The following is a 15,275-nucleotide window of genomic DNA, read 5'->3' on the forward strand; positions in this document are numbered from 1 at the left end:
GATCTGATGATGTCGATCCGCAAGCGCTCCTGGACCACCGCGAAGGGCGAAGAGAAAACCGCCTGGGTCGTCGACTACGTCGACAGCGCTGGCGTGCGCCGGCTGAAGACGTTCACCAAGAAAAAGGAAGCAGACGCGTTCTCTGCCACGGCCAAGGTCGAAGTAAGGGAAGGCGTCCACGTCGCCGAGAGCGCCAGCGCCACCGTACGGGCCGCGGGTGGCTTCTGGATCGCCAGCGCCGAGGCGGCAGGGCTGGAGAGATCAACCGTCGATCAATACACCCAGCATCTGGAGCTGCACATCGCGCCCCTGATGGGGGACACATTGCTATCGAAGGTGACCGTCCCCGTTGTTCGCTCTTTCGAAGACCGGCTGCGTGACGAAGGCCGTTCGCCGGCGATGGTCAGAAAGGTGCTGGTCAGCCTGGGCTCACTGTTGGCCGATGCGCAGGAGCGGGGCCTGGTCGCCAGGAATGCGGTGCGCGAGAAGAGCCGGGCTCGTCAGAAGGGCAAGGACAGGCGCCAGGAGCGACGCCAGACGGGCAGGCTGAAGGTTGGCGTCGATATCCCCACGCGCGACGAGATCAAGGCTATCGTTGGCGCGCTGGAAGGCCGCTGGCGCCCGCTGCTGCTGACCGCGATATTTGCTGGTCTCCGGGCTTCCGAGTTGCGGGGCCTCCGATGGACCGACGTGGATCTAGACGGGCGAGAGCTTCGTGTTCACCAGCGCGCCGACAGATACAACGCCGTTGGCCGGCCGAAGTCTGAGGCCGGGGAAAGAACCGTGCCTCTCCCTCCGATGGTGGTGAACACGCTGCGGGAATGGAAGCTGGTCTGTCCGAAAGGGGATCTCGGTTTGGTGTTCCCGAATGGCGTCGGCAATGTCGAATCCCTTGGCAACATCATCAACCGGGGCTTGGTCCCTGCTCAAATACGAGCAGGGGTCGCGACAGCCACCGGAGAGATCGACGCCGAGGGCAATCCAGTGATGGCTGCCCGGTACACCGGTATGCACTCGCTGCGCCACTTCTACGCGTCGTGGTGCATCAATCGGCCGACAGATGGCGGGCTCGGCCTGCCGCCCAAGGTCGTGCAGGAACGCCTAGGGCATGCGTCGATCGTGATGACCATGGACGTCTATGGCCACATCTTCCCAAGGGGCGACGACGCCGACGAAATGGCCGCGGCGGAGAAGTCACTTTTGGCTTAGTGCGACATGGCTGTGACACGAGCCGGTTTTACATAGCAAAATCAAAGGGACGAGGCGGATTGAAAATCCGCGTGTCGGTGGTTCGAATCCGCCTCCGGGCACCATTACTTTCCCTAAGTTATTGAACATGTTGGCTTTTTAGCCCTCGTTGCTGCGCTCCGAATTTTGGTTCCAGCGTCGATGCGGGCGCGTCGCTCCTCTTTGCCAGGATTCCGGGCAAGGCTTTTACGCGGCGATCCCATGCGGCTCGCGCGACCTCCCCGCGCTAAACGGCGATCGGCATGTGGGATGCGAAGGTGGCGCGCGTGATCGAGACGGTCACGCCGGAATGGCTGCTGGTCAGCTCCATCTGCGCGCCGAGCTGGTCCACCAGAGCCTTGACGATGATCGTTCCGAGTCCACCTTCTTCCGGCGGGCCGCCCGACGGCTTGCCGACGCCATTGTCGGAAACGACCAGTTTCCAGTCCGGCCCATTGATTTCATAGGTGACCAGGACGACGGAGCCTTCGCTATCGGCTGGGAAGGCGTATTTGATGGCGTTGATCACCAGTTCGGTCACGATCAGGCCCAGGCTGACGGCGCGGGCCGACTCCACCGAGCCCGGCTGGGCGATCACCCGGATCTCGATCGACTGGCCTTCGCCGATCATCGAGGCGCCCAGGCTGGAGCAGAGCTTCTCCAGATAGGTACTGAACTCGATGCGGTCGATGCCCTCCGAGGCATGCAGATGCGATTGCACCGCGGCCACGGATAGGACCCGCTGCCGCGCATCCTGCAAGTGATGCCGGGTTTCCTCCGAAGTGACGGCTCGGGCCTTCAACATCAGGATGCTGGCGATGATCTGCAGGCTGTTGGCGACCCGATGCTCCATCTCGTGCAGCAGGATGTCCTTCTGGCGGAGCAGGTCCTCTGCCTTGGCCAGCAGCTCCGCCCTCTGCGCCTCGATAAGCCGGCTGTGCGTTACGTCGCGGAAGGTCAGCAGGATCGTCGAGGTCGCCCCGTCATCATAGACGATCGTCCGCGCATTCAGGACCATGACCCGTTCGCCAAGGCCCGGGAAATCATGCCGGACCTCGAATCCGTCCAGGGTCGTCTTGGAAGGGACAAGGGTACCCAGGAGTTCACGAAGCGCGGGAATATCCCACTGGCCGCTGCCGAGATCGAAAAGGATCGAACCCAGCGTGCTGTCGGGGCTCACCCCGAAGGTCTGGTAGAAAGATCGACTGGCGGCGAGCACGGAAAAATCCGCGTCGAGCACGAGAAACGGCTCAGGAATCGTGTTGACGATCGCCTGGGCCAGCAATTGTGCGTCTGCGGTATTCCGGAAGGATTTCATGGTCGGGATGAAGCGCCCATCTCTTGAAATGCGCAAGGCTGCCGGCGCCGCAGCGTGTCGCGGGTCGGGCCGGGCCTGCCAAGCATCTCGCCGCAGATGGCGCCGCCAGCGCTAGGCCCAGTCCAGCACGTCCTCCATGGTGAGCTCGGTCAGCGCCCACTCCTTGGGCTCGGCCTTGTCATCACCATGCCAGCGCGCCCAGTAGGCCGGCTTCTGATCGTCCGGCCCGTCCTCTTTCAGGATGCGCGTCGGGCTTCGCCAGCGCATCAGATATTCCTCGCCATTTTCGCTTCGTCCGATCACCAGCTGGCCATCCCCGGGGGCTGTATTCATGCCTGAGAATTCACCCAGGCGGCGCAGGTCTGTCATGTCTTGGACTCCAGGGGCTGGAAGGCCGATGGCATCGCCATCGGCCTTCGCGGAGGATTACTCGGCAGCGGCGGCGTGGGCGTTGATCGCGCCCTCGGCGAGCTTGGTAAGCTTCTTGTCGGCAGCCTTCTCCTCGTCAAGATTTTCCTGCAGCACGGCCGCGCAATCATCGCGACCGAGCTGGCGAGCCCAGGCGATCAGCGTGCCGTAGCGGGTCATCTCGTAATGCTCGACCGCCTGGCCGGAGGCGATGATGGCAGCGTCGAGCACCTGCTTGTCGGCGACGTCGCCGACAACCTCGTCGGCCTCTTTGAGGATGCCGTCGATCGCCGGGCAATCGACCGCCTTGGCGGTGGCGCCGTGCATTTCGAAGACCTGCTCGACGCGCTCGATATGGCCCTGCGTCTCGGCAAGGTGGGCGGTCAGGCCGCTCTTCAGCTCGGGCGCCGTCGCCTTTTCGATCATCTTCGGCAGCGCCTTCAGGATCTGCTTTTCGGCGTAATAGATGTCCTGGAGCTGGTGAACGAACAGGTCGTCAAGCGTTTCGATGTCTTTGGAAAAAATGCCCATGATGGCCTCCTGGGAAGGGGATGATTGGATCGTCACCCATGGCTCTGCGACCCATCAGAACCGTGTGGGACGGTCCTTGGTCGCAATTGCCGGCATTGTGCGGTGACTTGCCCTTACAACCCGCTCAGGCGCGAATACGTTCCGTTCGCCTCGATTTCGGCCGTTGTGCAGCGCAACATGAGTTCCCATTATCTGGTCCCAATGTTCAAGCGCGGATGGAAACCTGATGCGGCCCCTCTCCGATACCCTCGCGCGGCTCGCCGCGATGAAAGCCCGCGCCGCGGCCCCGCCGTCCCGCAGCGGCCCGTCGCGTCTCGTGCCGTTCCGCCTCAGCGGTTCCGATCCCGGCCATCTCGACGCCAAGGTCTTCATCCCGTCGCGGCCGGCTCGCGACGCGGCGCTCGTCGTCGTACTGCATGGCTGCACGCAGACGGCCGATGGCTATGACCACGGATCCGGCTGGTCCACACTCGCCGAGGAACAGGGGTTCTTTCTGCTCTTCCCGGAGCAGCAGCGCGCCAACAATCCCAATCTCTGCTTCAACTGGTTTCTGCCGGAACACACGCAGCGGGGGAGGGGCGAAGCTGCCTCCATTCGCGGGATGATCGAGGCGATGAGTCGCGCGCATGCGATCGACCCGCGCAGCGTCTTCATCACTGGGCTGTCGGCGGGCGGCGCCATGGCCGCGACGATGCTCGCCACCTATCCCGAAGTCTTTGCCGGCGGCGCCATCATCGCGGGGCTCGCGCACGGCGTTGCCCAAAGCGTTCCCGAAGCCTTTGACAGGATGCGGGGCCATGCCCTGCCGTCGCAGAGCCTGCTGCAGGGCGGCCTTCGAAGCGCCTCCTCGCATGGCGGTCCGTGGCCGACGATTTCGATCTGGCAGGGCACGGCCGACAATACGGTTCATGCCTCCAATGCGGACGCCATCGTCGATCAATGGCTCGAGGTGCATGCGCTCGAGCGCAGCCTCTCGGCCAGGCGGACGCTCGGCAGTCGCACAACGAGCGAATGGTCGGGCCGCGACGGGGAAGTGAAGATCACGCAGCACCGGATCGACGGGATGGGCCACGGTGCGCCGCTCGCCTCGACCGGACCGGCCGCCTACGGCAATCCCGGTCCCTATATGCTGGATGTCGGCATCGGCTCGACGCATGAGATCGCGGAAGACTGGGGCCTGACTGGCAATGTCGTCCGGGCACGGCCGGCGGAACAGCCGACCGGCACCGTGTCGGGCGACGAATATGTCCGCAGCGACGCCATGCCGGAGCCCGCCCACGTCGGCGAGCGGGCTTCGGCGGGCGTGGACGCGGCCCCGGGAAAGGTCGGCGAGATCATCGAAGCCGCGCTGAGATCCGCCGGCCTCATGAAGTAACGCGCACGGACGTCGGCAGCGCTGCCGAGCCGGCAGTAGTGTCTTGGATAAAAAAAGGCCCCGCAGCGTCTGCTGCGGGACCTTTTCGTTTCGCGGATCCGGCCTTGGCCGGGTCGGGATCAGAAGTTGTGGCTGGCCTTCAGGCCGAAGGCGTTCTCGGTCGAGGTCTGGCCGAAATTGCCGTCGTAGAAGGCGCGCACGGTGTTGCCGTTCTCGAACAGCATATCGACGCCCACCGAGGTGTTCCACAGCAGCCGGTCGGTGCTGCTGGTGACGGTGAAGTCGTTCGTCCCCGACGTGTCCGCGGCGAAGCGGGCGTTGAGGTCGAAGCTGTCGTTTGAGAAGACGGTGACGCCGCCCTTGACGTAGGGCCGGATCATCGTGCCGCCAGCCGTGATGACCTGGCCGCCCACTTCCACTTCCGGCGCGACGCTGAACACGGTGCGCGAGCCGCTGTCGACGGAGACGGCGGCGATGCCGCCTTCTTCGGTGAACGCCGCCTGGTAGAGATAGGTCGCGTTGCCTTCGATCTGCGGACGGATGTAGATCGACTCGTTGCCGAAGTCATAGGAGGCGCGCAGGCGGGCATTGAGCGAGCCGGCCTCCGGCTTGCCGGTCAGGTCGTTGCTGAAGTCGCCGAAATTGACCGAACGCTCGGTATCGTACCAGCCATAGCTGCCCGAAACGCCGGCTGCCAGCGTGAGCGGGCCGGGGACATACTTCACGACGAGACCGCCCTCGATCCGCTTGCCGTCGCTGATCGCGCCATCGACGCCGGTCGCCTTCGAGGTGCCTGCCGCGACGGCGAAGCCGATGCGGTAGTCATCCTTGAGCGCATATTGCGCGCCGCCGGCCAGTTCCCAGGTATTGCGGTCGAAGCCGGCGCTGTCCGCCGTCGTCTCGCGGTCGAACGTGCTGTAGCCGATCCGGCCCCAGGCGCATTCGCCCTCGGCGTTGAAGGCATAGGCGCCGTCGCGGACCTTGCAGCTCAGCATGCTGGTGGCGAAGCCGAGCGAGTCATAGATCGCCGTCATCTGCTCGTTCAGATAGGTATCCGGCGAGAGCTGGTTGTAGGCATCGTTGACTTCGTCCAGCGAGGCGAGGTTCAGCAGCGCCAGGCCGATCGGATCGAGCGATGGCGAGTTGCCGATCGCGCTGTTGAGATAGCCGCCGATCGCCGTGCCGTTCGGGCTCAGGCCCTGGGTCAGGTAATCGTAACCGGCGACGGTCAGGTCGAGATGGTCGCTGCCCGAAGACTGGATCGTGTAGTTGACCAGCGGATTGGACACTGACAGGCCATTGGTGGTGATGTTTTCCGCCGTGACGACCGTGAAGGTCTGGCCGAATTCTCCCATCGAAGTCAGATGCAGGCCGAGCGAACCGGCCATCTGGGCGTTCTCGCTGACCTGAAGCTGGTCGGCCGTCGAGTTCTCCAGATCGATGTCGATCCGAAGTGTGCCGGTCGAGCCGTTGACGAACGAGCCGGTGAGCGCGGTCGTTGCGATGGCGTCGCCGCCGATCGTGGCGATGCCGTTGTTGGTCAGCGTGTTGCCGGCGCCGAGATGGATGGTGTTGCCCATGTTGAACGTGCCGTCCTCGCCATTGAGGAAGCCGTTCGCCCAGTCGCTGAGGACGACATTGCCGGTGATCGTGCCGTCGTTGACGATCGTCGTGTTGCTGTCCCGCGCCGAGATGGCGAGGCCGTTGATGCCGTCGGCGCTGAGGATCTCGCCGCCCAGGTTGTTGGTGAGCGAGTTCAGATGTCCGCCGTCGAAGTTGACGCCGGCGAAGCCTTCGCCGCCCTTCACCGAGCCGCCATTGATCGTGACGTCCTGGTCGCCATAGCTGGTCAGGTGAATGCCGTCCTGGGCCGCATCGATATCGCCGTTGGTGGTGACATCGATGTCGGCGTTGGCGGTCTCGACGCGAATGCCGCTGCCGTTCGTGGTGGTGATGTCGCCGGTGTGGTCGACCGAGATGGTGCCCTGGTCGCTGAGATTGCTAGCATAGATGCCGTCCGTCTTGGCCAGGATGGTGCCATCGCTGATGATGGTGATGGCGCCCAGCGCCGACACGGCGACAATGCCGGTGCCATTGCTGGCGGTGATGTCGCCGCTCCGCGTAACGCTGATGGCGGCTGCGCCCTCGTTTTTGGCGATGATGCCATCGAGATCGGCCAGGATATTGCCGGTGCCGAGCACGGTCACGGAACCCAGCGAGGATTCGGCGATGATGCCCGTTCCCTTGTTGGCCGTAACGCCGCCGGCATCGACCGTGACGCCCTGCATGCCGACATTGGTGGCGACGATGCCATCGAGATCGGCGATCAACTGGCCGATGCTGGTGACCGAGACTTCGCCTGTGGTCGAGGTGGCGACGATGCCCGTTCCCTTGTTGGCCGTCAGATTGCCGTCCTGATAAACGCTGACGGTGGTGTCGCCCTTGTTGGTGGCGACGATGCCGTCGAGATCCGCGACCAGCGTGCCGGTGTTGGAAACCGCGACTTCGCCCGATGCCGAGGCGGCGACGATGCCGGTGCCCTTGTAGGCCGTCAGGTTGCCGTTCTGGGTGACGCTGACCTTGGCGGCGCCGATATTGGTCGCGACGATACCGTCGAGTTCGGCCGTGATCACGCCGGTGTTCTTGACCGAGATTTCGCCATCGGTCGACGAGGCGATGATCGCGCTGCCCTTGTAGGCGGTGATGACGCCGGACCGGTCGATCGTGATCTTGCCGTAGCCCTCGTTGCCGACCTTGATGCCGTCGAGTTCCGCGGTGATGGCGCCTTCGCCGGTGACGTTGATCGCGCCCGTCGATGACCAGGCGGTGATGCCGGTCTTCGAATAGGAGGTCAGGCCGCCGTTCTGGGTGATCGAGACGGTGCCGTCGCCGAGGTTGGTGGCCTTGATGCCTTCCAGCTGCGCCGTCACGGCGTCGTTATTGGTGATGGTAATCGAACCCGTCGCCGACGAAGCCAGGATGCCTGCACCATCATAGGACGTGACGCCCGCGCTGGTGATGCCGATCGCCTGGCCGCTCAGATTGGTCGCCGTGATGCCATCAAGCTTGGAGACAACGGCGCCGGTGCCGATGGTGATCGAGCCGCTCGGCGTGTAGGTATCGATGCCCTTGCCGGCATTCGAGGTCACTGTGCCGGTCTGCGCGACGATGACATTGCCACTTTCGCTCTTGGCGTGGATGCCGGTGGTCTTGCTCTCGATATCGCCCGACGAGGTAACGGAAACGCTGCCGCCGCTGGAGGTTGCCCAGATGCCGGCGCCGTTCGAAGCCGTGATGGCGCCGGTCTGGCTGATCGTGTTGCTGTAGGTCGCTTCCGAGCGGATACCGTCCTGGAAAGCCGTGATCTTGCCGCTATTGGTGACTGAGGCCGTGCCGCCGCTCGCGCTGACCTTGATGCCGGAACCATTGGTGGATTCGATCGCGCCGGACGTATGATTTACCGTTGCGCTCACGCTGCTGGAGACCGTGATCGCGTCACCCTTGGCGGTGATGGCGCCGGATCCTTCCAGCGTTGCCGTGCTGGAACCCGACGTCACGACAACGCCCCTGCCGGTATAGGAGGTGATGGCGCCGGTCTGTGTGACCTTGGCCGAGCCGCCGCCCGACGTGGCGGTCACGGCATCCAGCTTGGCCGTCACGGTGCCGGTCTTGCTAACCTCGACATTGCCATTGCCCGAGGTCGCATAGATGCCCTTGCCTTCGAAGGACTCCAGCGAGCCGGTCTGGCTGACGGTAACCTGGCCGGAGCCGCTTTCGGCATAGATGCCGAAGCCCTTTGCCTGAAGCGTTCCATCGTTTGTTACCAAAACCGTGCTGTTCGGCGACTTGGCGACGATACCGTCACCCTCGCGGGAGATCAGCGAGCCGCCTTGATGGTTGACGGTAGTCGAACCCTCGCTCGACCGCGCGTCGATGCCGGTGCCGCCGGCATCGATCGCGCCGTTGACGTCGACATTGACGTGCACGATGGCATCCGCATAGACGCCATAGCCTTCGTCGGTGGTTATCGAACCCGTATGCGTCAGGATCATCGGGTCGCCATAACCATGGCCTTCCAGATGGATGCCGTCCGAAAAAGCGTGGATCTCACCTTCGCTCGTCGACGTGACGGTATTGTTGCCAGAGGCGTAGATGCCATGGCCGCCCAGCGCATCGATGTCGCCGGTGTGGTCGACCGAGACGGTGCCGGTCTCGAAGCTCTGCAGCGCGATGCCGTCCGTCGCGGCGTTGATATCGCCGACGCTGACTTCGCTGATGCCGCCATTGGTCGAAGCCGCGATGCCGGCGCCGCCGGTCGAAGTCAGGTCGCTGGTGACGTCGATGGTAATCGCGCCGCCCATGGTGCCATGCAGGTTGATGGCATCCTTGCCGGCCTCGATCGCGCCGTTGGTGGTCAGCGTAATGGCGCCATCGGTCTCCGCCCAGACGCCAAAGCCCTCGTCAGACTTCACAGCGCCGGTATGGTTGATCGAGATGTCGCCGATATTCTCGTCGCCATCCTCATAGCTCTGCGCCTTGATGCCGTCGGCACCGTCGCCCGTTGCATGAATGGCGTGTGCGCCGGTGTTGCTTTCGATGGTGACCGCACCGTTCGAAAGAAAGCGGATGCCGGACGTGCCTTCGGTCGGCGCGATATCGCCGGTGACGCCCGAGACGTTGAGCGTGTCGATGCTGTCAGTCTCGGCGATGTCGATTCCACTGGAAAGGTTGCCGCTGCAATCGAGCGTGGTGCCGTTTGTGACGCAGGCACCCCAGGCCGGAGCGCCCATCGCCAGGATCATCGCGCCGGTGGCGGCACTGCCGAACAGAGCGCTGCGCCAGGCCGAAGGCCGCGCATCGCCCGTCTCGCTCGGCGAAACGGAATTGCGGTTCTGCTGACGGTGGCCGTAGCCCCCTACGCTTTCTGATTTAGACACGTTGTCCCCCGGCTCTGAATGCTTTGTTTGATCGGCTGCTTCCGAACTCGCTCCGCGACTTCGCGGTGCTCCAGTCCGGATGAATTCTTCTGTCTGGGCCGGAAGCGCGTGGCGCCCGGCTGGAAGCTTGGGTCGCGGTCCGGCAAGGCGGACGCCGCAGCGTGAAAGCGTTGAACTGCTCAAGGGCCATTGGCAGTCCCTCGCAACAGGCTCGAAAGTGCGGCGCGCGCGGCATCCCGTTCGGCGACGGACGCGCGGGCAACCGGATAAGGCGAAGCCTGCATCGGCGCGGCGGTGGTGGCGGCGCTGCTCGGCTGGCTGGCGATGGCGCCGCCGATGAAGTCTTCCGGCGAAAGCGTCGGCGTCAGGTTCATCGGTGCGAGCAGGATGAGCGCGAACAGCCCGGCGGCTCCCATGGCGCGCGCCGGCCGGTGGTTCAGCAGGCGAAGTCCGCTGCCGGCCATGTCGAGGGTGGCAAAGACCGGCCTGAGCGCCGCCGCGACCCAGGACCGCGCAGCGAGGCCCAGATCCGCGAAGCCATTGCGGAAGCCGATGAAGCGGTGCAGGCCGTAGCCATAGAGCGAGACGTTCATCGCCGGGACGATGGCGCCGAGATACTGGCCGGCCAGCAGGCCATCGACGACGTAGCGCAGCATCAGCAGCAGCATGAAGCCGTTGAACAGGAAGCAGTAGGGGGGAATGAAGGTGCGGTCGGCGACCTTCGGGGTGCGCGAGAAGCTGCCCTTCCTGCCCGTGATGATCTGGCGGATGGAGGCGGCGATGCCGGCAAAACTCACCGGCAGCAGCATCAGGTTGAGCGCGCAGACAGGGAACAGGTCGCGGAAGCGATAGCCGAGCCGCCTCAGGTCGCTGCCATAGAGCAGGAAATAGGGGATCATCACCAGCGGCGTCCAGACCAGCGCGCGGCCGTCCGATCCCGCCCAGATCATCAGGATGAAGACCGCGACATTGCCGATCAGCGGCGACAGCAGATAATTGGTCCGTAGCATCAGCTCCGGCAGGCGCCGAATCCGTCCGGGATTGCCGAGATATTGGCGGAGCAGCATCGGGAAGATGATCAGCCCGCCATTGCTCCAGCGCTTGCGCTGGATCGCCAGCGCGCCAAAATCGGCCGGCGTGGCGCTGTAGGCCATGGGCGAGAAGTGATTGTGCACCGACCAGCCGGCATGCAGCAGGTCGATGGTCGAGCCGGTATCCTCGATGACGGTCTCGTCCTGGATGAAGACCTTGCAGCGCTTGCCGCCCTCGACCTGCTCGCGGACAATCTGCTCCAGCGCCGTGAAGCGGATGAGGGCGTTGGCGCCGACCCAGTAGGAGGCGTTGAAGAAGGTCGCGCCCTGGTGGATCAGGTACTGGATGTCCGTCGTGGCGCCCGCGATCCGCTCGACCGGCGAGGTGCCCTTGGGAAAGGTGAGGTACGGGGTCTGGGCGACGCCGAGCGTCGGATTGCCGTTCAGCAGATGGACGAGCTGCAGCATGTAGTCGTTGAGGATGACGCTGTCGGCGTCGAGCGTCAGCACATAGTCGGCGCCGGGAATGGCGATCGCATCCGCGGCGCTCGCATCGATCGCCTCGATCACGGCGCCGCGCGGCGTCGGCCGGGCGACGTAGCTGCCGCCGATCAGCCCGATATAGGCGTTGAGGTTCATCGCCTTGTTCGGCGCGTGCGACAGGTTCTCGAAGGTCTTGCGCTGGAAGCTGCTGATCTCGGTGCAGAACAGATCGGCGAGGACGCGGTATTCGCGCGCGATCCCGGCCTTGCTCAGGCCGCCTTCCGCCACGCGGCCGGCCTCCGCGCGATAATGCCGGGCGAGATCAAGCACGATCCGGTCGATGAAGAAGCGGTCGACATGGCCGAAGGCCGGCGAGATCCCGGCCTGCAGCGTGCGCGCCAGATTTTCCAGCCAGTAGGCGGCGTGGTCGTAGCATCGCTTCAGCCGGCCAGCCTCGGCGGCAAAGTCGGTCGGCCCGGCCTTGGCGCGACGCTCCCACGCGGCGGCTTCCATCCGAAGCGCCTGCATCGGCTTGTCCAGCATCTCCCAGACTTCGTCGACCGCCGAAAGGGTCAGCTCCACCGAGTCGGGATCGCTCGGCGGATCGTCGACGAGCAGGACGATGCGCCGATTGGAATAGCGGGCGAGCGCTGCCGAAAGCATCGTCATGATGATGACGCGCCGCTCTTCGCGATAGGTCGGGATCAGCACGGCGACACGGGGCGCGCGATCCTCCAGCAGATAGGCAACATCGGCCTCGGCGAAGGCGCGGTGCTGCTGCGCGCGCCGGGCCGCGCCATAGCGGCTCAGCTGGTAGGAAAGGCAGCAATAGATGAGGCCGAGCAGCAGTCCGCTATAGAGCAGCCGGTCGCCGAGATGCATGTCGTCCAGGACATAGAGGAACACGGCCAGCGCGCCGACAGAGGCAAGCGAGCAGAACAGGAAGAACAGCACGAGAAAGGGTTCGCGCGAGGCCACGCGGGTCGAAGATCTCGAGAAGGGGAGGCGCAGAACAGGCATGCAGGCTTGGTTCGATCCGGATTTGCACGAGGGATGAGCCGGGGGCTCGTCCATGGGCCCTGGAGGCGCCGCGTGGCTTCTCGCGAAGTTAGCGAGAGGCGGTGTTGCCGGATTCGAGTGGAGGCGGATGCCCGATCATGCCCATCGGCAGGTTGCGGCAACCGACGCGCGCAACTTTAAGATTAGAAGAATGGGTCGAAAAGTTATTCTGTAATACAATACAGGAGGAAAGGGGCGAAGAGGAGGGTTTTGCTTCGCTGCTCTGCCGAGGTTCCGAGCCACGCACAAATCCCTCAGCCCCTGATGCGGGCTGCCCACCTGATCCAACCTGCATTTTTGGCAGCCCCCCGGCTTGCTCAAGGCATTGTCGTTACGTCAGCCGAAGTAAGTTTCGTATTAAAGAACAAAAAATCAATGACATAACTGGATCTGCCAGACCCTTTCCCTCCGTTACACGGGACGACGCGGCGGCGCAACGGCTGCGGTTTACGTGAGGGGAATATGTGGTGGAAATGTCACGGTTGCTGCAGTGCTGCCGCATGGCGCCCATCTTGTCGCCCGGCGATGCAGCGGCTACCACTGTCGCGATCCGGGGGCTCGACCGTTTGTTTCAGCCTTCGGACCGGGGCGGCATGACGAGATCGCGGTTCGGCCCGATGGCCGAGGACCCGATCTGCGCAAAGGGGTTGGGTTCAAAGCATGGGCTATCATTCATCGCGCGGTCGATCGGCGCTTCGGGCTCTGGTCGGCGGTCTCTTGCTGGCCGGATCCTTCGCTTGCGCCCATGCCGGGCCGAACGACGAGGGCGACAAGGCGCTCGCCGCGCATAATTACGAGCGCGCCATGGCGCTCTATCGCAAGGCGGCGGACGCCAATGACCCCTGGGGTCAGGTCAATGTCGGCAAGATGTACGAAAACGGCCAGGGCGTCGCCCCCAACCCGAAACAGGCCGCGATCTGGTATGCCAAGGCCGCCGGCCAGGGCAACGACTGGGCGCAGAACAGCCTGGGCTCCCTTTACGAAAACGGCACCGGCGTCCCGAAGGATGTTGCGAAAGCGCTGGCGCTCTACAAGAAATCGGCCGCCAAGGGCAACAACTGGGCCCTGTACAATCTGGCGCGTTTCCAGGCGGAGGGCATCGGCATGGCCGCCCGCCCGGCAGACGCGCTGAAGAACTTCCGCAAGGCCGCCGAGCTCGGCAATTCATGGGCGCAATACACGCTGGGCGACAAGTACGCGACCGGCGCAGGCGTGCCGCCGAGCTATCCGACTGCGGTCGCCTGGTACAAGAAGGCGGCCGATCAGGGCAATGCCTGGAGCCAGTTCAAGCTCGGTCAGCTCTATGAGAAGGGCACCGGCGTCATCCAAAACGACGCGACCGCCGCCAAATATTACAAGGCGTCGGCAGACCAGGGCAATCATCTCGCGCAGGCGAGCTACGGCCTGGCGCTGGAGACCGGCAAGGGCCTCAAGCGCTGGAACAAGAAGGAGGCGGTCCGCTACTACAAGCTGGCCGTTGCCAATCCCGGCGCGCCGGAATGGGTGATGCAGCGCCTGACAGCCCTGGACGGCGCGCAGCCGAAGCCGGCCACGGCCGCGAACTGAAACCGCTTCCGGAAGAACTCTGGCACCGCTGCCTCGCAGCAGGCCTGACACGGCTCTAGCCCGCGACGGGAAAGGGCGCGTGCCTATCGCCGCCGCGGTTCAAGATCCATGAAGTGTGCCGCCCAAACCCTCTCCGGCTTGCCGGGGAGGGCGCGCGTGAAGGGCTGTGGGTCCGCCGCTCGGGCCGCTTGACGTCAGCCAGTTCAGCCCGCGGGGTTGCGGGCTTGGGAGGAGGCCTGGATCTTCTTCAGTTCCCGGGCATAGGCGGCGTCGGCGGCGGCTTGGGTCATCTGGCCGCTATCGACCCGCTGGGCCAGGGCGAGGCGCAGGCCCTGCTGCTGGCTCAGAGCCTCGCTATCCGGGAACTCCCCGGCGTAGCGGCTCTCGGCCGCGTTCAGGCACTGGGCCCGGCTCGTCCGCGTCGGGGTGGCGCTCCTCTCATACGCCGCCTGACAGGCGGCATAGGCCCGGTTGAGCCTGGCGCTGGGTCCCGCCGGGGCGGACGCCGTGGCCATGGACGGCGCGGTAGATGTCGGCGTGCTCGTGCAGCCCGCGAGCAGCCCGAGCAGCGCCAGGATTGCAATGCGCATGATGATCAGCCTCCCGTTTCCGGCAGCATCGCTCAGCTTTTGCCGAGAGTCGATACTTTGTTCCGTAACGTAATGGTGATCGCCGCAACCCGGGGCTGAAGCCGATTTCGCTTGCCTCAGGGCAGCGCGGCGACCGCCGTGATCTCGATGAGATAGTCGGGATCGGCGAGCGGAATGCCGCCGGTCGCGCGCGCCGGCGTGTTGTCCGGGTCGACCCAGGTATCCCAGACGGAATTCATGGCGGCGAAGTCGGCGATGTCGGCAAGCCAGATTGTGACCGAAAGCAGGCGCGACTTGTCGGTTCCGCAAAGCGCCAGCACGCGGTCCATCTCGGCCAGCGCGCCGCGTGTCTGGGTGACGATGTCGGCGCCGGCCGGCCCGACCTGTCCGGCGACATGCACCACGCCGTCATGCGTCGCCGCCTCGCACCAGCGCGCCGCCGGCTCCAGTCTGAAAATCTCCACGAGCAGCTCTCCTTTTGTCTCGGCTTGCCCCCTCGTGTCCCAGGGGGCAGTGCTCCTTGTTAGTCCGAGATGGCATTCGGCACCACTCGTAATGGGTGGGGTGATGAGGCGCGCAACCCAGGGTGAGAATTCTTGCCGCAAAATGCTGCGCTTTCGCAACACCCTTTCGAAAACGCTTTCAGAGCTTACCTTTAGGAACATTACGTTTCGGTAACCCTATAGATGTATGCGGAGCAATTCGTGCTCTTCGGTGCGAAGGCTGGGGAGCCGATACATGTTCGGAATT

General features: G+C 64.4%; 10 protein-coding genes. 3 read left to right on the forward strand and 7 right to left on the reverse strand.

Annotated elements, in window-relative coordinates; all coding sequences use genetic code 11:
• Positions 1-9 precede the first annotated feature (9 nt).
• Positions 10-1,209: a tyrosine-type recombinase/integrase gene (locus ABIE08_RS14665; RefSeq protein ID WP_354552162.1), complete on the forward strand. Its 1,200-nt coding sequence runs from the start codon at positions 10-12 to the stop codon at positions 1,207-1,209.
• A gap of 265 nt (positions 1,210-1,474) precedes the next feature.
• Here ABIE08_RS14665 and ABIE08_RS14670 read toward each other — a convergent pair whose 3' ends face one another.
• The 3 genes from ABIE08_RS14670 to ABIE08_RS14680 form a co-directional block, all read right to left on the reverse strand.
• On the reverse strand, positions 1,475-2,545 hold the full coding sequence (locus ABIE08_RS14670) for a sensor histidine kinase (RefSeq protein ID WP_354552163.1): 1,071 nt from the start codon (positions 2,543-2,545) through the stop codon (positions 1,475-1,477).
• A 111-nt stretch (positions 2,546-2,656) separates the two neighbouring features.
• A complete protein-coding gene (locus tag ABIE08_RS14675; protein ID WP_354552165.1) occupies positions 2,657-2,914 on the reverse strand; it encodes a hypothetical protein in 258 nt (85 codons plus the stop codon).
• A 57-nt stretch (positions 2,915-2,971) separates the two neighbouring features.
• On the reverse strand, positions 2,972-3,484 hold the full coding sequence (locus ABIE08_RS14680) for a ferritin-like domain-containing protein (protein WP_354552166.1): 513 nt from the start codon (positions 3,482-3,484) through the stop codon (positions 2,972-2,974).
• Between the two features lie 226 nt (positions 3,485-3,710).
• On the opposite strand from ABIE08_RS14680, the gene ABIE08_RS14685 reads away from it, so the two are divergent.
• Positions 3,711-4,859, forward strand: coding sequence for an extracellular catalytic domain type 1 short-chain-length polyhydroxyalkanoate depolymerase (locus tag ABIE08_RS14685; RefSeq protein WP_354552168.1), 1,149 nt, complete (start codon positions 3,711-3,713; stop codon positions 4,857-4,859).
• 119 nt (positions 4,860-4,978) lie between these two features.
• Here ABIE08_RS14685 and ABIE08_RS14690 read toward each other — a convergent pair whose 3' ends face one another.
• The gene (locus tag ABIE08_RS14690; RefSeq protein WP_354552170.1) at positions 4,979-9,796 is read right to left on the reverse strand and encodes an autotransporter domain-containing protein; all 4,818 of its coding nucleotides are present in this window, start codon (positions 9,794-9,796) and stop codon (positions 4,979-4,981) included.
• A 179-nt stretch (positions 9,797-9,975) separates the two neighbouring features.
• Positions 9,976-12,288, reverse strand: a complete 2,313-nt coding sequence (locus ABIE08_RS14695; RefSeq protein ID WP_354552172.1) for a glycosyltransferase family 2 protein — start codon at positions 12,286-12,288, stop codon at positions 9,976-9,978.
• A 741-nt stretch (positions 12,289-13,029) separates the two neighbouring features.
• Here ABIE08_RS14695 and ABIE08_RS14700 point away from each other — a divergent pair.
• Positions 13,030-13,935 (forward strand): tetratricopeptide repeat protein, encoded by a 906-nt coding sequence (locus ABIE08_RS14700; protein ID WP_354552174.1) that lies wholly within the window; start codon positions 13,030-13,032, stop codon positions 13,933-13,935.
• A 203-nt stretch (positions 13,936-14,138) separates the two neighbouring features.
• Here ABIE08_RS14700 and ABIE08_RS14705 read toward each other — a convergent pair whose 3' ends face one another.
• Together ABIE08_RS14705 and ABIE08_RS14710 are read right to left on the reverse strand one after the other, a co-directional pair.
• Entirely contained in the window at positions 14,139-14,525 is a 387-nt protein-coding gene (locus ABIE08_RS14705) for a hypothetical protein (protein ID WP_354552175.1), read from the reverse strand.
• A gap of 116 nt (positions 14,526-14,641) precedes the next feature.
• A complete protein-coding gene (locus tag ABIE08_RS14710) occupies positions 14,642-14,989 on the reverse strand; it encodes a RidA family protein (RefSeq protein ID WP_354552177.1) in 348 nt (115 codons plus the stop codon).
• Positions 14,990-15,275: the final 286 nt, after the last annotated feature.

Source organism: Kaistia defluvii, from assembly GCF_040548815.1.
GTDB lineage: Bacteria > Pseudomonadota > Alphaproteobacteria > Rhizobiales > Kaistiaceae > Kaistia > Kaistia defluvii_A.